Annotated in this window: 10 protein-coding genes; 5 read left to right on the top strand and 5 right to left on the bottom strand. The window is 63.8% G+C overall.

Features of this window, described 5'->3' with window-relative positions:
* Positions 1-36: 36 nt before the first annotated feature.
* Positions 37-2,286, bottom strand: coding sequence for a 3'-5' exonuclease (locus ACFVBH_RS37980; protein WP_379009690.1), 2,250 nt, complete (start codon positions 2,284-2,286; stop codon positions 37-39).
* Complete coding sequence (locus ACFVBH_RS37975) at positions 2,286-8,651, bottom strand: DEAD/DEAH box helicase (RefSeq protein ID WP_379009685.1); 6,366 nt, start codon at positions 8,649-8,651, stop codon at positions 2,286-2,288. Before ACFVBH_RS37975 ends, ACFVBH_RS37980 begins: the two co-directional genes overlap by 1 nt.
* Before the next feature lie 639 nt (positions 8,652-9,290).
* Between ACFVBH_RS37975 and ACFVBH_RS37970 the strand changes: the two genes are divergently transcribed.
* The 3 genes from ACFVBH_RS37970 to ACFVBH_RS37960 are packed head-to-tail and all read left to right on the top strand — an operon-like array spanning position 9,291 to position 11,040.
* Positions 9,291-9,857, top strand: a complete 567-nt coding sequence (locus tag ACFVBH_RS37970) for a hypothetical protein (RefSeq protein WP_379009682.1) — start codon at positions 9,291-9,293, stop codon at positions 9,855-9,857.
* A 22-nt stretch (positions 9,858-9,879) separates the two neighbouring features.
* The gene (locus tag ACFVBH_RS37965) at positions 9,880-10,176 is read left to right on the top strand and encodes a hypothetical protein (protein WP_379009679.1); all 297 of its coding nucleotides are present in this window, start codon (positions 9,880-9,882) and stop codon (positions 10,174-10,176) included.
* A 9-nt stretch (positions 10,177-10,185) separates the two neighbouring features.
* Positions 10,186-11,040 carry a hypothetical protein gene (locus ACFVBH_RS37960; protein WP_379009676.1) on the top strand — a complete coding sequence of 285 codons (855 nt, stop codon included), beginning with the start codon at positions 10,186-10,188 and terminating at the stop codon, positions 11,038-11,040.
* Positions 11,041-11,762: 722 nt separating this feature from the next.
* Here ACFVBH_RS37960 and ACFVBH_RS37955 read toward each other — a convergent pair.
* Both ACFVBH_RS37955 and ACFVBH_RS37950 read right to left on the bottom strand, forming a co-directional pair.
* A complete protein-coding gene (locus tag ACFVBH_RS37955) occupies positions 11,763-12,236 on the bottom strand; it encodes a hypothetical protein (RefSeq protein ID WP_379009670.1) in 474 nt (157 codons plus the stop codon).
* Positions 12,233-12,451, bottom strand: coding sequence for a hypothetical protein (locus tag ACFVBH_RS37950; protein ID WP_379009665.1), 219 nt, complete (start codon positions 12,449-12,451; stop codon positions 12,233-12,235). Before ACFVBH_RS37950 ends, ACFVBH_RS37955 begins: the two co-directional genes overlap by 4 nt.
* Positions 12,452-12,525: 74 nt before the next feature.
* Here ACFVBH_RS37950 and ACFVBH_RS37945 point away from each other — a divergent pair, with 74 nt between their 5' ends.
* Together ACFVBH_RS37945 and ACFVBH_RS37940 are read left to right on the top strand one after the other, a co-directional pair.
* On the top strand, positions 12,526-13,536 hold the full coding sequence (locus ACFVBH_RS37945) for a helix-turn-helix domain-containing protein (protein ID WP_379009661.1): 1,011 nt from the start codon (positions 12,526-12,528) through the stop codon (positions 13,534-13,536).
* Positions 13,533-13,724 (top strand): DUF397 domain-containing protein, encoded by a 192-nt coding sequence (locus ACFVBH_RS37940; protein WP_379009653.1) that lies wholly within the window; start codon positions 13,533-13,535, stop codon positions 13,722-13,724. Before ACFVBH_RS37945 ends, ACFVBH_RS37940 begins: the two co-directional genes overlap by 4 nt.
* Before the next feature lie 95 nt (positions 13,725-13,819).
* On the opposite strand, the gene ACFVBH_RS37935 is transcribed toward ACFVBH_RS37940, so the two are convergent.
* On the bottom strand, positions 13,820-18,433 hold the full coding sequence (locus ACFVBH_RS37935; RefSeq protein WP_379009648.1) for an Eco57I restriction-modification methylase domain-containing protein: 4,614 nt from the start codon (positions 18,431-18,433) through the stop codon (positions 13,820-13,822).
* Position 18,434 lies beyond the last annotated feature (1 nt).

Here is an 18,434-nt window from a genome sequence, read left to right as displayed (position 1 = left end):
TGGCCGGCTCGCGAGCATCGATCAGGGCTGATGGGCTCAGCCCAGGAGTCCGGACCGCTTACCGCTCCAGGTGACCACGAGTTCGTCCCGGGCCCGGCTGGCCGCGACGTAGAGCAGTGAGCGCTCGCGCAGTTCGGCCTCGAGCTTCTCCTCCTCGGGGATCGCGTTCATCGCGGCCTTCGATGGCACATGGGCGTCGTCGATGCCCGCCAGGATCACGCGGGAGAACTCCATACCCTTCGAGCGGTGCATGGTGAGTACCTGGACGTGTCCGGTGACAGCCAGGTTGTCGTCCAGGGAGCGGGCCTCGATACCGCGCTCGCCCAGCGCGCGCACGAACTGGGAGCGGTCGTGCTTGGCGCGGGTGAGCACCGCGATGGTGGACGGCTCGATGGGCTGCTCGCGGGTCGGGTCGAGCCAATCGCGGATGGTGGCCGCAACCTTGTCGAGTTCCTGTGCGGACGAATCGCACTGGAGCAGCTGTGGCACCGGGCCGCGCCGTGCCGAACGGTAACCGGCGGTGGATTCCGCTTCGTTCTCGAGATCGCTGAAGTCACCGGCGGACAGGATGCTCATCGCGAAGTGCAGGTTCTGCGCGGTGGTGCGGTAGTTCAGGGTGAGGCGGCGGGACCGGCCAACGATCTTGATGCCCAGTCGGCCGAGTACCACCGGTTGACCGTAGATGCGCTGGTGTGAGTCCTCGGCGATGAACAGATCGTCCTGGCCGACGGGTACCAGGGCGCGCAGCATCGACCAGTGCGTGGCGTGCAGGTCCTGCGCTTCGTCCACCAGGACGTGATCGGCAAGGATGCCGGCCGGTCCGCGCAGGGTCAGGTATTCCGCGGCCAGGGCCAGCACCTCGGGAAAGCTGAGGCTCGAGTCCATGCGGCTGCGCCGGCGGAAACCCTCCACCAGTTTCCACACCGCGATGCGCTGCGGCCGGGTCAGCCGCACACCGCGTCCGGCCCGCGCGACCTTCGCGTACTCCGCCAGATTGGTCACCTTCTGCGCCAACACCACCGACACGTACTCGTTTTCGAGGAACGACGGTGTGGTGAGCCGCGGGTCGAGCTCGCTCTTCGCGGTCGTCACCACATCGCGCCACACCTTGTCGGAGTTGGTGCGGGTGAAGGTCGCGTCGATCGGTTCGCCGAACAGCGCCTCGGCGGCGGGACCGAGGTCATCGGCCCGGTGCAGGACATCGCTGGCGAGTTTGTCCACGCCCGCCACGTAGACGCCCGGATCACCGGGCTTCTTGGCGATGGTGATGCCGGGCTCGAGGACCTTCAGGTCGGCTTCCAGGCCCATGGCCAAGGTTTTGTTGAAGGTGGTCAACACGATTCGCGCGTCCGGGTTGCGGCGCCACAGGTTGCGGGCGCGATGGATTGCCACCACGGTCTTGCCGGTGCCCGCGCCGCCGGAGAGTCGGAACGCGCCACCGAAGCTCTTCTCCGCGTAGACCTGCTGTTCGGGATGCAGGAAGGTCCGCCAGGCGGCGAAGTCGCCGCCTTCGATCACCCGGCGCAGCTCGTCGCTGCCGTCGACATAGGTGAACACCATCTTGGAGGCCGGCCGTTCCAGCGCCTCCATGATCAGGGTGTCCTCGTCCACGACCGGATCGACCGCCGGCACCTCGGTGAACTGGTACTTCTTCTTGATATCGGAAATCGCGGTGCCGCAGGCCAGGTCCAGCAGCGCGTCCGCCTGCCAGCCCGCCATCTTGGTTTCGGCCACCGCGGCGAGTTCGTGAATGGCGTCCTGGTCGGGCGCGGCCAGCGCCTGTTCGGCCAGGACCGGATCGAGGCCGAGTTCCTCGGTGAGTTCGGCCAGGGTGAATCCGCTGCCCGCCAGATACCCGATGGTGTCCTGGTCCGTGACGTGCTTGCCGAGGTCGCCGGTGTAGTCCGGGACGACGGTGCGCTTCTTGCGATCGGCTTCGCCGTTGAGCTCGCCGATGATGCCCTCGAGGGTGCCGTTGATGGGGTTCACCCGCAGCGTGGATTTCACCGCGAGGGCGTTGGCGTCATCGTGCGTCCAGGTCCCCATGTAGATGTAGGTGGTGTCACCACCTTTGGGGTCGATGCGGAACATGATGGCGCGGTGATTGAGATCCACGCGCCCGGTGCGCACCCGCTTGTCCACCGCGCCCTTGAGCGGTTCGATGTGCAGCCCGGGGGCGGTGTGGTCGTTCTGAACCTTCTCCAGGAAGTCGAGCACCCGGCTCTTGACCGAGCCGTCGAGTTTGCCCATCGCCTTGGTATTGGTGGCCATCACGATGTTCGCCATTACATTCCCCCGTTCGCGGTCAAGCTTTCGACAATTTGTAGCGCATCGGGCGGGCACAGGGTCCAGCCGAGTTCGACCAGGGCCGGCGCGATGTCGGGCTCATCGCCAAGGAGCACGCCGAGCCGAGCATCCGGCCACGCGAGGTCGATGACTTCGCCGTCCTCGGTTTCCGCGCCCAGCACCGGTACCGGCGCTCCCGCCGCGATCAGTCCCAGTACGAGTTCCTTCTCCTGGTCGGAGATCGTCGCCTCGTAGACCTCCCGCCACGCGGGGCTCATGTGGACGCCGCTGGAATCGGGCTTGGCCCCGAGCGTGGTTGCGCCCGGTGATCCGGTATCGGCGGAGAGCAGTGTACGAGTGGTGATCAGGTGGTTGTGGCACAGCCCGAACCAGTTCGACAGTCGCAGCCAGTCTTTCCATGCTTTGCCGCTGTTGGCCTCGAGGCGCTCGTCTCGATCGTCGAGAGCCAGCACCGCGGTCATCTGTTTGGTGTCGGGGCGCAGTGCGGCGGTAATGGCCAGTGGCCCGTCGGAATAGAACCAGCACGCGTAGGTTCCGGCCGGAATGTCAGGTTGTTTGCCGTTGAGCAGGTCCAGCGCCCACGGCGCGATCGCGGTGAGGTCACTCTTGTGTCCTCGCTCCTTGTTCATGAACATCATCGGCAGCCAGTGCCCGACCGCGGTCCACGCTTCCTGATCCGGGTCTGCGACGAATTCCAGCAACTGGGTGATGGGGTCGGCGGTCACCAGATTGAACAGGGCGGGGCGCAGGTTGCCGTTCTTCCGGGTGGTTCCGGCGAGCTGGGGGGTGTACCAGTCCGGCGTAGCCGACTGCTTGTTCTTGAACCGCTCGAGATCCTCGTGCCCGAAGGACCACACCAGATAGCCGTCCGCGCGCAGGATCTCGCGCTTGCGGGCGTCGTCGGCGACCCGATTGGCGCCGGCCACGGCATGGAAGCGGCGGCCGTCGGCGAAGATCGCGATAACCGGGATGTCGGGGTCCATGGTGCTCAGCTGGAAGTCCGGCCGGCTGTTGCGCGTGGACACCTGGGGCTCCAGCTTCCAGGTGCGAATCTTGTTGCCGGGCATGACGATCGTCGCCGACGGCCCATGAGTCCCCGGCTTCTCCTTGACGGTCGCGCCCAGGACCCGAAGGCGTTTGGTGAATTCGGCGTAGAACTCGTGCTCGAGCGGCGATTCTTCGCTGGTGACAAGCTTGAGTGGCTCTTCCGAGGTGATGTGCTCTGTCCACGACTCCCACGACGGCTCGGTTTCGTCCTTACCGACGAGCACCGTGGTGAGGGCCTTCAGCGCCGATTTGCGCGAGACCTTGTCGAGTTCGTAGGGCGAGGCGAAGGGAAGCAGACAGCGGTGACAGGCGAGGCGATCCTGTTCCGCGCACTCGCAGTGCGTCAGCACCTCGCGCGCGGCCATGAGCACCGCCCACACTTTGGCGGGATCGGCGAATTCGGCGAGATATCCGGTCCCGCCCGGCACGGTGTCGTGGATGAGCAGCGCTCGCTGATGCGGAGCGTGCAGAGCGTCGGTGATGGTGACGACGTCGAGGTGTTCGGGCGAGCCGCCGATCACCTGCCGCAGCCCCAGCAGGATCGCCGCACTCAGGCTCGGGTGCGCGAAGGGGTCGTATTCGAGCAGGCCGGGCAGATGCAGTAGCACGGCCTGGGTGCGCAGGGTCCGGGCGAGCGCGATCTCCCGGACGTGCTGCTCGTTGGTCGCCCGCCGGTATCGGCACCAGCTTCGGTGTTCACGCGGTTGATTCTGCCCGGGCGTGCGTGCGAGTTGACCGCAGCTCGAACACACCCGGAACAGGCCGGTGGTGGTCTCCTGCCCGGCGATGGTGCGCTTGGCCCCCTGCGAGGTGCGCCGTCCCATATTGAGCCAGCGAATGTCTATGCGCCGCAGATACTCCGCGCCGAAATCCCGATCGGTGACGAACCAGCGCCGGACGACCTGGTCCGGGTCGATGTCCGCGGCGGTGGCGACGGTGTAGGTCTCGCGTTTGCGATCGTCACGCCCATCGGAGATGGCGGCCTCGTCGCGGCGGACCTCCGCGGAGACCTTGGCCATCTCCACCACCTGCAATTGCTGGCTCACATCGGAGATGGCACCGCTGTGGCAGCGCGGACACTGGAGAGGCGGCGCGGTTCCCTCTGCGGCGTGGGTGATTTCGGCCCAGCCGCACTGCGGGCACAGTCGCCAGGTGTGGATGCTCGCCCCGCCCGCGCCGAGGTCGATGGCGTCGATGTCCACCGCGAGGCCCTGGGCGTAGAACGTCGAGCCGGGCGCGAGTTCGGTGAGCGCGATGCGTGATCCGCGCTGGTAACTGGCCGAGTCGCCGGCGTAGTCGTTGGTATCGGGGTCGATCCAGGTGATGCCGACATCCAGGGTCACCGAATCGTCGAGCAGGGTGTAGTTGGGCAGGATGCCGTACCGCTCCAGCACTCCGACCCAGTGTTCGTCGGTGAGGTCGCTGATGTTCTTGCGCAGAATCTTCAGTGTGCCCTGTGCGGTACGCAGATCGCGACGGTCGTCATCGGTGGCCGCCGGTGAGCCGGCGCGTTTCTCGAACTCCGGCAGGGCCTCGTTGACCGCGATGCGGCGGTTGTTGAGTTCGTCGACGTCGTGATTCCAGCGGTGCACCGCTTCCCGCAAGTGCGTGACCAATCCGCTCGGGGTGCCGTCCTCCGGCGGAGTTGCCCAGCGGCGCAGCGAATCCCGTGCCCGATCGTCGAGGAGTTCGCCGAACGGGGTCAGGAAGTCGTGGAGCAGTTCCGGTGCGCTGGAATCGGCGGTGTCGAGCAGCGTCGCCATCCAGCTACCCGGGTCGAAGGAGCCGAGTACGGCGCGGGCAGACACGGGGTCCTCGATATCGGGCCGGCGCGCGATCCTGTCGACGATGTGGGCCACGTACTGGCGTTGCAGGATCTCCTCGGCGGTGAGGTAGGTGGCGGGCGGGCGTACCTCACCCTCGATCACCGATTTCGGATCGTAGAGCTTGGGCAGGTGCTCGCCGCGGCCGCGAACGAACGCCAGCACCAGGGAGTTTCCGGTGAGTCGTCCGGCACGGCCGACACGCTGGAGGTAGGACGCCACCGTGCGCGGCATGGAGCCGAGCATGACGGTGGACAGGTCGCCGATATCGATACCCATCTCCAGGGTGGGCGTCGCCACCAGCACATTGGGTGCGGTCGGATCGGCGCCGCCGGATTTGAACTTGGTCTCGTAGTCGAGGCGGGTCTCGGTGGGCAGCAGGGAGGTGTGCTCGCGGGCCACGACCCGCTTCATCTCCGATTCGTTGTAGAGCCTGCGATAGAAGTTGTTCTTGCGCGGGGCTCGGTGCAGGACGCCGGGGCAGCGGTCGAGCAGGCAGGGCGCGCCGTCGAGCTGGTCGACCACCGCCGCACTGCCCGGATTCGGGGTCTGGCACACATCGCACACCACCAGGTGCAGAGCGCTTTCCAGATCTTCCTCGTCGGGTGCGCCGACCAGAATGGCATCGGGGCTCAACCGGTAGACGGTGTGGCCCTGCTCGGTGGGCGCGGTGCCGACGATCCGTTGCTCGGCCAGCACCGCGAACAGCGATCGCGCCAAGAAGCCGCCGTCGAAAGCGGAGACGTCGAGGCATTTCGAGGCCCAGCGCGCATACCAGGACGCGGACGCGGTGACGGCGTCGAAGCCTTCGGGGATCCGGTGCGAGCCGATCGCCGGAAAAGCCGGTGCGGGACGGCCTTTGGGGAAGGCGGGCATGCCCTCCCCTTTGGGGCGCGCGCCCCAGATCCAGCGCCGATTGGCATCTTTGGTGATGTAGGTATCCAGCCAGGGATGCGTGATCGCGCCTTGCGTACGCATCCGCTCCACGGTGCCGCGGACCCAGCGCGTGACAGCGACGGAATCCGGTGCGGTGAAACTCAACTGGTGTTGCGCACCCTCCAGCGCCGCGGCCCCGAGTTCGGCGATCCGGTCGTCGGAGCCGAGATCCACCTCCGCGACCACGCTGCCGGTGAGCTCGAGAGTCCGGCCCAGTCGCGATTGCAGGCCGAACTCCAGGTCGATATCGAACTGGAGACGTTTACGGACCAGCCGGGCCGCCCGGTCCCGTTCGGATTTGGCCCTGTCGGACTGCCAGAACGCGATGAACTCGTCGTGTTCGACGATGTCGGGTGCGAGCAGGTGGTAGCGGCGCAACGAGTCCGTGCCGGCCCGGGACATGACGGCCTCGCACAGCTCGGCCAGCGTCATCATGCCGGAATCGGAGTCGACGTCGTGCAGGGCATTGCGCAGCGTGGAGCGCAGACTCAGGGTGTGCGACCGCGCCTGCACGAACCCGGCGCGATGCGCCGCGTCCTGCACGCTGTCGGTGAACATCAACGCCTTCTTCTCGTCGGCGTCGAGATCGGCGTCCCCGAACATGCTCGACAGCGCCACCGACAGCTGGGTGGCGACCGCGCTACCGAGGAATCGAATACCGTCGGCGGTGCGGCAGGCCGGGCACATGTCCTTCTGCGAATTGTCTTCCGCCTCCGGGCCGTACAGCGCCAGCACGGGCAGCACCCGGCCTTCGAGCACCTCTTCGCTCTCCGGATCCGGTGCCTCGGCGGTGAGTTCGCGCTCGTCGACCCGCAGCCAGCGCAGTCCCTCGACGTCCTTGCCCAATTGCGCTTCCACGGGCGCGGAGATCAGCGCCCGGAACCGCTGGCCACCGGAGGCGTGGTGCGCGCGAATGGATTCGTCGGTGGCGTCCAGGGTGTCACCGGTCGGTGCCATTCGCGCACCCCAGCCCGAGCGCCCGCAATGGCGGCAGAACAGCGCCGGCAGATACATGGTGGTGGGGTCTTCGGCGGCGCCGTCGTCGGCCCAGTGGAATCCGGTCGCGACGGCGACCGTGCGGTCGATGCGGGAGAGCTCCCGAATCCACAGGTGCACATCGACATTGAGGGCGTCGCGGCCGATCTGCGCGCGCAGGTGCGAGAGCGCGGCGAACAGATATTCGACATAGCGCCGGCGCTGCGCGCGGCCGCGCGGGCCGCGCTCGGTGGCGGGGGCGGGCAGGATGGCCTCGGTCAGTTCGTCGAGGGAAACCGCGTCCAGCACGTGCCCGAGCAGTTCGACGAAGAGTGGGTGCCCCCTGAGCAGGTCCAATTGTTCGGCGTCGTCGAGCATTCGGATGTCGCCGACGACGCGTTTGAACGTGGAACTCACATCGCCCGGGCGACGGAAGAGGGTGGCCAGGACCGCGGCGGTCAGGGTGGCGTTGCTGGTGGAGCTGCCGGCGAGCCTGTCCAACTCGCCCACCGCGACGTCCACGACCGGGCTCATCGCCTCGTACAGTCGATCGAGTTCGCCGGAACGGCCGGACAGCCACTCCTGCTCGGTGAGCCGGGTCTCGCCGACAAGGGTTGTCTCGGTGAAGATTTCGCCGAAAACAGTGTGCGCGAACTCGAGCATCGCGTCCGGCCCGGCGTTCTTGGAACCGAGTGTCGCGGAGGTCGCCACGGGTGTGATCCGGCCCAGCGGTCGTGCTCGATCCTCCGGGGTGACCGGACTGTCCTCGGTCCAGTGCGATTTCACCGTGAGCCCGAGTCGCCGCAGCAACATGGCCACGTCGGTGCCCTGCGCGCCGTCGTAGGTGTGGAATTCGTCCAGCACCACGTACTGAAGGGAGTGCGCGGACTGCCGCCACATCGCGGCTCGATCCGCGCGCAGCAGCATGTGGTCGAGCATCTTGTAGTTGGTGAGCAGGATGTCGGGCGGTGAGTCGTGCATGAGGCGGCGATCGGTGATCAGTCCGTCGGAGGACACCAGTGTGCGCCCGCCCGAAGACTGTTCACCGGTGTAGAGCCCCGCGGTCACCCCGGCCAGCGCCGAGTTCGAGGTGATCATCCGCGCCAGGCGCTGCTCCTGATCATTGGCCAGCGCGTTCATCGGGTAGATGATCAGCGCCTTCATCCCGGCGACGCCGGCCTTCTTGGCGCGCAGCACGTGGTCGAGAATCGGGATGAGGAACGACTCGGTCTTACCGGAACCGGTACCCGTGGTCACCAGCGTCGGTTGCGGCCGGTCCTGAAACTTGGTCGACAGTCGCTCGAAGGCCTGCGCCTGATGGCCGTAGGGCACGAATCCCGTGGGCCACCAATCCAAATGCATCCCCCAGTTGCCGCGCGCGGCGGCGAACGGCAGCCGCAGCCGCACGAACGGTCCCTTGAACATGCCGTCCCGCGGGTGCCCGATGAAGTCGGCCAGCGCGCCCTGCGCGTCCGGGTCGGTCAGCGCGAAGGTGGTGGCGAGGTAGTCGGTCAACCCCTCCCGCAGGCGATCTGCCTGCAGGGTGGGCAGTAGGGCCCCCATGATCGACTCGGTTCCTGTCTGTTCGTTGGAGGCGAGCGCGGTGTGGAACGCGGGCTCAGAAGAGCGCGCGCACGCTCGCATCCGTGTACATCACGACGCTCGAAAACTATCGCATTTGTGCTGCTCTGCGATCGTCTGAGGCGTGGTGTGGCAGAACTAGGCACGGAATGTCCGTGTTCGGCGGCATCATACGCCCGAGCGGTATCTTCTCGGGCCCGTTGTGACACTGCGCGACGGCCTGCCTCCGCCGAGCAGGATCAACTGAGATCGGTGAACGTTCCGATCGATCGGTTTCGATGCTCACACCGCGACCGGGGTGTCTGCGCATGACCCCGTACCTGTTCTATTCGCGCGGTGCGGGCGTACCGGGTTCGCATCCGTTGATTCCTGCAGTGAAATCCAGGGGTGTTAACATACTGACCAGTTCATCGAATGGTATACGGGGGTTTCATCGCAATGGTGATCAGCTACACCAACTTCGGGAACTTCGACGATGACTGGGACGAGCATCCAACGAACGTTGCCAGGCGGCAACCGCCACCGGTGAGGCACACACAGCCCAGTGCGCACGTAGAGATACCCGCGCCGACGGATCCTTCGAGCGCGCGGTCTATGCAGAACGTCCTTGTGCGAGGCCCGGTGACGATGCACTTGGACCGCGGTCTACTGCCTGTGCGGCTCGAGTTCAGCACGGCATGGAATCAACAGGTCGGCCCGAACGAGGTCGGTCGTACCCTGCTCCAGGCATTCCATACAGCGCGGTACGAGTTGATCAAGCGGGCCGTCGAAGCTAACAACGGCTGGCCCGAAGAAGGATTGCTGTACAGCTGCGCAACTCCGTGGAGAAAACAACTGTGCCTCATGATCGAGACCGAAACCTGGGCCTGCTACCAGGACTTGCTGACCTCTATACGGCAAATCGGAAACTATCGTGTCAACGGACAAGTCTACGAATACGACGAACCGGTAATGACCATGGCGGCGGACAAATTCATGGTCAACTCGATTCAAGTCTGGCCTCAGTGGCAAGGTAGTTCGGATCCACTGGCAATCGAGGGCGAAGTTCTCGAATGTGCCCGGAAAATTAGAGAAATTCGACCGAAATATGTGGTACGAGGTGACTATTCGCAGTACAGCGAAGCTCAACTCGAAGAAATGCATCAACAGCACCGCCGACGACTGGTCGGCCAACTGAGGGGGATGTGACATGGCACCGAGGCCGTCAGGTGTGGCAATCAAGGACGCGAAGGAGTCGCTCTACGGAGCCGCTGACAGCTGGGACGACGTGAAAGACGTCCTCACCGAGGGCAAGAAGATGATCGCGTCCGTTCAGCTGCCCGAAGCGCAGATGCGATGGTTCTCCACTCTGCGCGACAACTACATCAACGTCCCTCCCCATGTTGAAGAGCTGCTCAAAGACGGGGTGGACAGTGCGGAAGGAATGTCGATTGCGCTGAGGAACGCATACAATAGCTATCAGCGCGAGGAAGAGTCGGGGCGGCACGCTTTCGAGGGATTGTACTAGGGGGAATCAATGACTAGCGATACAGGTAGTGAGCTTCAAAAGCAGGTAGACAAGATTTTCTCGAAGGAGCCCGAATTCGATTCGCTTGATAGCAAGGTGGACGATAAATTCAATGGTCTCATCCTTGCCATCAAAATCGGTGAAGTTGACCCATTCGGGTGGAGAACGGCTGGACTTCTCGAAGATAATCGAGATGAGATCAAAAAATGGGTAAAGCACGCGCTGTATGGTGACGGTGAAAAGCCTGGCATCGTCGACTTCTTGGAAGGCATCGATCTGCCCAAAACACTCGTTGATGTAGCCAATTCGTGGAGATCGATCCAGGGAAAGATCGATAATGGAACCTTTCATCATAACGAGGCGAATCTAACGGCTCAGTGGCAGAGCCCCGGTCACGACTCTTACGAGGTAACAAGGCAGGCCCAGGGACGTGCACTGGCCGGGGCCAGCGCAGTCTGTCTAACGATTGCGCAGTCACTCGAAGACATGGCGAAGCAAATCCTCGTCTACTATGGGGAGCTGGCATCAGCTGTTGTCGACCTTGTGGTTGCGATCGTGACTGACCTCGCGGGATTGGCCAGTATGAAACTGTTCGACGGCTGCGACAACATCAAAGATTCTGTGAAGAACGCAGCAAACACAATCGTGACCGCCATCAACTCCACCAGGGAAGTTACCCAAAATATTCAGATCAATGTAAATATCATCAATCAAAACTTCACTCAGCCTGGTCTGAATGCCACCAATGATTGGCCCGTGCCTGCGTGCGCAAAATTCGACGATGCATCCATAGTCACCGATGAGAACGGCCTCGCCGGCCTGCCTTGGTCGGTTAAGACAGACAGGGCCTCCCAACCATCATGAAGCTGAGACATATCCTCGTACTAACTCTTGCTGTTTCCGGCATAGCTGCGTGTGGAACGGTATCGAATAGCGCAGATACGGGCGCGGACTCTGAACCTTCGAGCTATCCGCGGCGAGAATTTTGCGAGCGCTTCAAGAATTTCGTCAGCAATGACTTAGGGGTGCTCGACGCAAAATTCGACGACCCTTCGGAGCCTGGTAGGCAAATCGAATGGAATACCACGTGTCAGGTGACCCGCACTCCGGACAGTAGAGGTATAGGAATACTTTCCATCCATAACCCGCGCATGGATGGAACGGTAGAGCCTACCCTGTCCAGCTACCAACCCCACGAAGGGTTCGGGGAAAAGGTTTGGATGACGAATGATGATCAGTTTCGAACTCAGGTAGGCCCATGGATCGCGGAGCTGTCTTTCCGGAAGAGTAATATTCGTACGTCGAACGGTGATCTGACGTTCGGAAACGAGGAGATTCGAAAAACAGTCGAATTCCTCATACAGGTAACGCGCGCAGTCCAAGAGTGAGCGAGTAGTCATTGTGCCTTCCCGGCTGAATTCAGTGCCGGGAAGGGCCCGGTCTCAACGGTGCGTACCGGGCATCGGCTGGCTTCGTGTGCCCATCGCTGGTACGCCGGCCACGAGGGTCGTCGCCCGTGCGGAGTTGTTCGGTCGGCAATGTGCTGTGCCGCACATTCGCCTGAACCCGAATGTGGGTCACCTGTTTCATCGTACGGGCCGGGGTGATGTGGTCTGGGCTCGATCCGGGAACTGCAGGATGTTCGCGGGTTTGGGGCCGAAGTCGTCGTGGAGGCGGGCCGCGGCCGCGCGGGAGCGGGGGCAGGGGGGATCGCAGTCGCGGTGGTGGACGCGGGCCTCGATCGCTTCGGTTTGGGTCATTTCGGGTTCGGAGTCGGGGACGGCGTGTTGTTCGAGGCGTGGGATCGGCGAATCGGTGGGGCTCGGGATGGCGGGATCGGTGGGGTTGGAGTTCAGGATTCGTTTTGCCCAGTGCCAGTTGTTGCGGTCGGCGATCTCGAGGAGTTGGCGTAGGCGGGCGCAGCTGGTGGCGTGGTGGCCGGGGCCGGGGAGGCAGTTGCGGTGGGGGTGGAGGAGGGCGCGGAGGCCTTCGGGGTAGCGCAGGTCCGTGCGGTAGGACGAGACCGGGCGGTGGTCGAGGCGGGAGGAGGTGGCGGTCATCGCCGGCGCCGGGGTGCGGGGGTGGTGGCGCGGTGGCGGCCGGGGGCGGGCCTGGTCAGCATGGGATAGCTGCTGCCGGTGGACAATTCGAAGCGGAGGGTGGCCGGGCGGGGTGGGTAGGCGCCGGTGCCGCGCAGGTCCGCGGCGAGTGCGGTGATCACGGTGATGAAGCCGGGGAGGAAGAGGATGAGTAGAACCCAGGATTCCCAAAGCATTTGAGTGTCCTTTTTGTCGGGGGTGCTCTGGAGGGTGGGTGGCGGCGGCTTGGCCTTGGTCGTCGCCGGAACGTATGAGTCAAGTAGACAACGGAATTGACTTCCGTAATACGACCACGGCGAAAGTGTTGCGAACTACGATGGAAGTCCGCGACGATAGCTCCCCGGATTGTGAGGCTAACGAAATGGCCGGAGTGACAGTTTCCAGCAGGGCATTTGGCGGATTCTTGCGGCGGCTCCGCGACGACGCGCGAGTCACCAGGCTTACCGCGGGACTGGAAATCGAAGTCTCACCGCAGGTTCTGCTACGGCTGGAGCGTGGCCAGCCTACGAAGGTGACGACACTTCAACTCAAGCAGCTACTGGACACCTACGGCACATCCGAAGATCAGCGAGCTGAAGCGTTGAGGCTCTGGCAGGGAGTTCGGGAGCAGGAGAAGAGTGCTCGGCTGCAAGGGAATTCGAAAGCGTTCTGGCAGTCGTACGCAGACCAGGTAGCTCCGCACTTCCCGCACTACCTTCGCCTGGAAGGGACGGCGAATCGCCTTACCGCGCACCAACTCGTACTGGTCCCCGGGCTACTGCAAACGGCTGACTACCGGCGGGCGCTCGCTCGCCTGGATGTTCCCGGACTGTCGGCCGTCAATGTCGAGCGGCGGATCGAGCTGGCCGAACGACGGCAAGCCAGGCTGAATGACAGCGGGTTCCGAACCGACGCTCTCTTGTCGGAAGCGGTGCTGCGGCACCGCCCCGGTACGCCTGCGGTTATGGCGGACCAAATGCGCTGGCTGGCGGAGGTCGGCAAGCGTGACAACGTCAGCGTGCGGGTGGTGCCCTTCGGGGTCGGACCGCACCAGGGGCTGTCGATCCAGTCGTTCCACATGCTCGAATTCCCGCGCCTGGAGGGCGGTTTGGTGGAGCCGACTGTCGTCTACCTCGAAGGAGCGGTCGGCGCGCTGTATCACGAGCAAGCTGACATCGTGGCCCGGTATCAGGAAGCGATCTCGGCGTTGCGAGCGGTAGCGTTGTCAGAAGATGACACCCGGGATCTGGTGTTGCAAGTTGCGAAGGAGTACGAGGCGTGAAGACTCAACCGCCTGTTCGGCAGTGGTACAAGTCCAGCCGATCTTCGAATGCCGCCGATTGTGTTGAGGTGTACCAGGGGCACGAGCGGGTCGGAGTTCGCGACTCGAAGGATCCCGGTGGTCCGGAGCTGTGGTTCTCGGGTGAGGCGTGGGATGTGTTCCTGACCAGTGGGGTCTGGGAATCCTGATGGTTGTCTCTCGGTGCCCCTGACAGCGAAAGGTCAGGGGCACCGGGCCGGTCGCATCATGGCGGCGGTGTTTGGCGAGGGGAGGGTATCTGTCGTCAGGCCGATGAGCCCGTGCGCTGTTTCTCGGCCAGCAGGGCGGAGAAGTGCTCGTGGGCGAGCTTCATGTCGCGCTCGCGATCGACGCCGACGAACGGCTCCTGGTAGGTCACGCCGTCGACGGTGAGTTCGGTCGGTGGGATGGAGCCCTCCTTTCGGAACTCGGAAGCGAGTCTTGTTGGAAGCTGGCGGCCGTTGGCATCGTAGAGCGCTTCGCGTTCGTGCTTTTGGAGTACCGGGAACTGGGTCTGGTATACGGCCGCCAGCTCCTCGGAAGTGATATTCAACATGACGGCAATCAATGCATCGATTTCAACAAGTGCGCAGCGGCGTTCAAGAGCGCGGCGAAGCGGGGTGTTCCGGTCCCACTTGAATTGTACTTCACCGAGCGGAGTGGCATCGGGACTGCCTATTTTGACGGGCAGCGCCCATGAGTCATGTCGCCATGCAGGCACATACAGTTCTTCCCACAGCGGCGAGTATGCTTTGGTCAGACAATTCAAGCGCAGGGTGCGTAAGATTAGATGCTCGCTCAATGGGTGTTTCTTCGGAAAGGGTAGCCGCTGCCACGTCGAGGCTTTGATGTGTAGACTGCCGATCACCTTGATCATGAAATCGGCGATCAGTGAGTGACTTACTCCGGCAAGTAGCGTGAGGTCTCGGTTGCCAGCGCCTAGGGTCAGCGAATGCACGGCGTGGATGTGCGTTGCCCCTGGCGGAATTATCGCAGAGTGAAGTGTTCGAAGATTTGTTGAAACACACATCTCGCGCCATGCCAGGCGAAAAAATGATGAGCTCGGCTCTCCGTTCCATTTCGAATACGATGCCCGATACTCGGGGAGTGGTTTGGCGATTTGATAGCTGGTTCGCGGTATGAAGCTGTCCGATATCAACTCATGATTGATTGCAGTATTATCTTTATTGCTTCGCATTGTGGGGTTAAGTTGCTGATACAGCGGGCAAGCGACCGAGATGTGTGGGCCTTGAAGGATTACCTCCTCCCAGCTGTCGGGAACAGCAGAGCGAGACTCAAAATAGCCGAGCTTTCGATCTCCGGACTCGTGCCAACCACCTGTCCATTCGAACCCAACATCCCCCAGTCGCGGCGACGCCGCGATCTTCTCCAGCACTTCGGCACTTGCTCGATTGACCGGATACAGCATTCGAGCCTCGGCAGCGGGTGTACCGGGTTCATCGATGAGCGCTGCCCAGCCAGCCAGTTCTGCTTCGGTTACCGTGATGATGCGTTCGGGATGGGGACGAACGTCCCAGTTGCCGTCCGGGTCTTTGATGCCGGGGGCCGAACCGGCACCTGATGAGCGTTTCAACGAACGTGTGGGCACGTCGGGGTGGTACAGCGACGAAGCCTGAAGGAATTGGACTTCACTGTCGCTCCCGTACACGTGCACGCCGTATACGACGCCATTGTCGACTTCGAAGAGTTTGAAGGCGTTTCGGAACTGCCAGTGTCGACGGAGCCTAAGGTATGTTGCACGCCGCAGTCCGCTCGCTCGTGCCTCGGTGAAATGGCTTTCCGGATGGATGAGCGACACAATTCCTCGGGGCGCCGCAGACCGCCAGGTTCGCTCCATGAAGCAGCGATACAGGTCCGGCTGGAGCCCAGTCAAGACCGGCCGATCGATAGCGGACCCGAGGTGTGTATTCTGCCCAGCCTGGTCGGCTCGTTCGTCGAGAAGGGCCGAACGGACTTCAGCTGTCGCAAGCAGTTCAGTCGCCTTCGCACGCTTGATTGTCTCGGCCGGTTTGTTCGTCAGCTGCCACCAGGGATCGAACTCCGCGAGCACCCCCGCCTCATCCCAATCCGGCCGTACCCATGGCGGATTACCCACCTGAAGGTCGAAACCGCCTCGTGCGAACTCCGGTGCGAAATCCAACTCCCAGTGGAAGAATCCGGCTCGATCAGAGATCTGCCGTGCGGTCACCAGCCACGGGAAAGATTGCTCGGCGCGATCGACCGGGGCGGACTGGGACAGCACCCGGTCGGTCTCCTCCGCGTAATCGAGTTCCTGCCAGCTGGTGTCGCGACCGATGCTCAATTGCCCCCGTCGTTCGGCTGCGGTCTCCTTCGGTGCGATACCGAGTACTGCCTCAAGCCCGTCGACCCACATATCCCAGTCCGGAGGCACCTGGTCCGTTGTCAGAGGCCACGACCACAGCGCACACCACGCGTCCATCACCCGCCGCAAACGCTGGTACGCGCCATTGGGATTGGTGAGAACCGCCTCGATCTCCTCCCGGGTCACCGCCGGGGTGTGCTCGACTGGCTCGGACCCCCACAGGTGGATATCGCGGCGAATCTCTGATTCGGCGATGGTGAGCCGACGCAGAGTGAAGTCCCAGAGCGTTTCCACGCGCGAAGCCAGTGCCGCGAGACGCTTCACAATCGTCTTACTCGGTGACTTGCGAATCTCGTTGCGCCACAGCCGGATTTCCTCACGCTTGTTCGGCGCGTAGGTCTTGGCCTCGGCGGTATCCACCACCGCGCCCCAGCCCTGCGCGGGCAGCAGGAAGTGGTGGATGCCCGTACCGACCTCCGTCCCAAGCGGCACATCCTTCGGAACCGTGGTCAACCACGCCTTCTTAGCCAGCTCACCCGGCATATACACCGCCCGCCGAGCCCCGATCAGCGAATTCCCCCGCCGCAGATGCAACCCGAACCAAGGCGCCTGCAACCCCGCCACCATCGTGTCCAACCACAGCGAGATTTCCGCCAGCTCCACCGCGGTGGCGTTGAGGTCCACCCCGTACACCTGGTGCAGCGCGATGTGCGCCTTCACCTTCTGCAACTCGACCGGGTACTTGTCCGCGTCGATGAGCTCGCCGAGATCCTCCTGCTTGCGCTTGAGGTATTCGGCGGCGAGCTGGCGCACCGCCTCCACGGCGAACGCGCCCGAGCCGAGGGCGGGCTCGCAGATGGTGAGCTGGAGGATGTCTTCGGGGCTGGTGCGGACGCCGTTCTGGTCGAGGAGTTCTTCCAGGGCCTGGGAGACAACGAATTTCGTCAGTACCTCGGGGGTGTAGTACGAGGCCGACTGCTGGCGTTCGCGGCCGGCGAGGCGGAAGACGAACGTGCCCTTCCGGTGGATGACCGGTTCGTTCTCGTGGGTGTCGGGGTTCTCGGAGCGGACGAAATCGGTCTTGGCGAGGTGGTCGGCGCGGGTCACCGGGACCACCCAGGATCCCTTGTCGGGGTTGCCATCCTTGGCCACCTCGTACAGGTCCTCCTCGGCGAAGAACCCGGTGTACGACATCAGGCCCTCGTACACCGCGCCCAGCTGGTTGATGCCGAGTTCGGCGTAGCTGATGAAGCCGCGGTCGGCTCCCTTGTGGCCTTTGCTCTCCTTGGTGAGCAGCAGGTGTTCCAGGACCCGCTGGACGGCCCGATTGCCCAGGCCGACATCATCGATGAGTTTCGTTGCGGCGCTGGAGAACAGGTCCGCGCGCAGCGGGTTGAACTCCAGGCCGGGGGCCGGATCGGCGGCGTTCTCGCGTGGTCGCGGGGTGTGGCCGGTGTCGACAAGGTCGAAGAGCTTCTTGAGCGACTCGTACAGGTGGGTGCCGTTCATGGCGCGCTCGGTCGCCAGTTCGGTGAGTGTCAGCTCGCGCAGGCGGTCCAGGCCGTAGCCCTCGGTGTATTCGGGTACGCCGGTGGGCAGCACCTGCATCTCGGGGGAGGCTTCGGCGAAGAGCAGGAACAGGATTCGGTACAGGAAGCGCAGGGAGTGCTTCGCGAGTTCGTTGCCGTCGATGCCCTCGATCGGCAGCTCGGCGGCGGTGCGGCGGCGCACCACCTCGTTCGCGATGATCTCGATGGACAGGCGGATGCCTTCGCGCAGATCCTTGGAGACGCCGACCGTGTGCTTGACCGAATCCTCCAGGACGCCGGTCCACCAGATATTGCCGTCGGCATCTTGTTTCAGCGCCTGCGCGCCGAATATCGCCGCGGCACGGTCGATTTCGCCGCCGCGCGCCTCATGTTTGCGTTCGGCGACGACCAGCAGGTCCAGCGCCAGGTAGCGGCCCTCCGCCCAGCGTTCGGCCTCGGCCAGCAGCAGCCACCGGCCGGCCTGCACCACGATGAAGGCGGGTGCGCTGTCGCTGTCGGTGCGGAACGCCTCCGATACCGCCTTGCGGAGCGAGGGGATCGGCCTACCGTCCTCGGTGGCGGGGGCGATGAGCCTGCCGATATCGGGGTTGAGCAGATCCTCGAGGGTGCCGGTGGGTTCGGCCTGCAGGAACAGGACTTTCGCGAACTTCGGCAACTCGGCGTCGGGGATCTCGAGGGTCGCGCCGGCGCGTTCGCCGGTGAAGATGCTCAGCTCGCCCTCGAAGCCGAGGGCGGCGCGCACCACGGCGTGCGCCTTGGGGGCCGTCTCGGGGTTCTCGGCCAGGCCCGCCAGCAGGGACTGGAGGTCACGGCAGGCCGCGAGCAGCGAGGCGCGTACCGTGCCGCGGCCTTCCTTCGCCTCGGCGTCCCAGGTCTTGCGCAGTTCCATGACCTTGCCGTGGAAGGACTCCTTCACCGAATCGGTGGTGAAGTAGTGCTCGCTGATCCAATCCTCGCCTACGACGATGGAATCGAAAGAGGCCATG

The sequence above is a fragment of the Nocardia sp. NPDC057668 genome, from assembly GCF_042799795.1.
Taxonomy (GTDB): domain Bacteria; phylum Actinomycetota; class Actinomycetes; order Mycobacteriales; family Mycobacteriaceae; genus Nocardia.
Note: the sequence above shows the minus strand (reverse complement) of the source record. Positions and strands in the feature narration are given on the sequence as shown.

Coding starts and splice junctions, on each gene's coding strand:
- ACFVBH_RS37955 (WP_379009670.1), bottom strand. CDS start 12,236: ATGACCGCCACCTCCTCCCGCCTCGACCACCGCCCGGTCTCGTCCTAC.
- ACFVBH_RS37980 (WP_379009690.1), bottom strand. CDS start 2,286: ATGGCGAACATCGTGATGGCCACCAATACCAAGGCGATGGGCAAACTC.
- ACFVBH_RS37935 (WP_379009648.1), bottom strand. CDS start 18,433: ATGGCCTCTTTCGATTCCATCGTCGTAGGCGAGGATTGGATCAGCGAG.
- ACFVBH_RS37975 (WP_379009685.1), bottom strand. CDS start 8,651: ATGGGGGCCCTACTGCCCACCCTGCAGGCAGATCGCCTGCGGGAGGGG.
- ACFVBH_RS37960 (WP_379009676.1), top strand. CDS start 10,186: ATGACTAGCGATACAGGTAGTGAGCTTCAAAAGCAGGTAGACAAGATT.
- ACFVBH_RS37945 (WP_379009661.1), top strand. CDS start 12,526: ATGAGTCAAGTAGACAACGGAATTGACTTCCGTAATACGACCACGGCG.
- ACFVBH_RS37950 (WP_379009665.1), bottom strand. CDS start 12,451: ATGCTTTGGGAATCCTGGGTTCTACTCATCCTCTTCCTCCCCGGCTTC.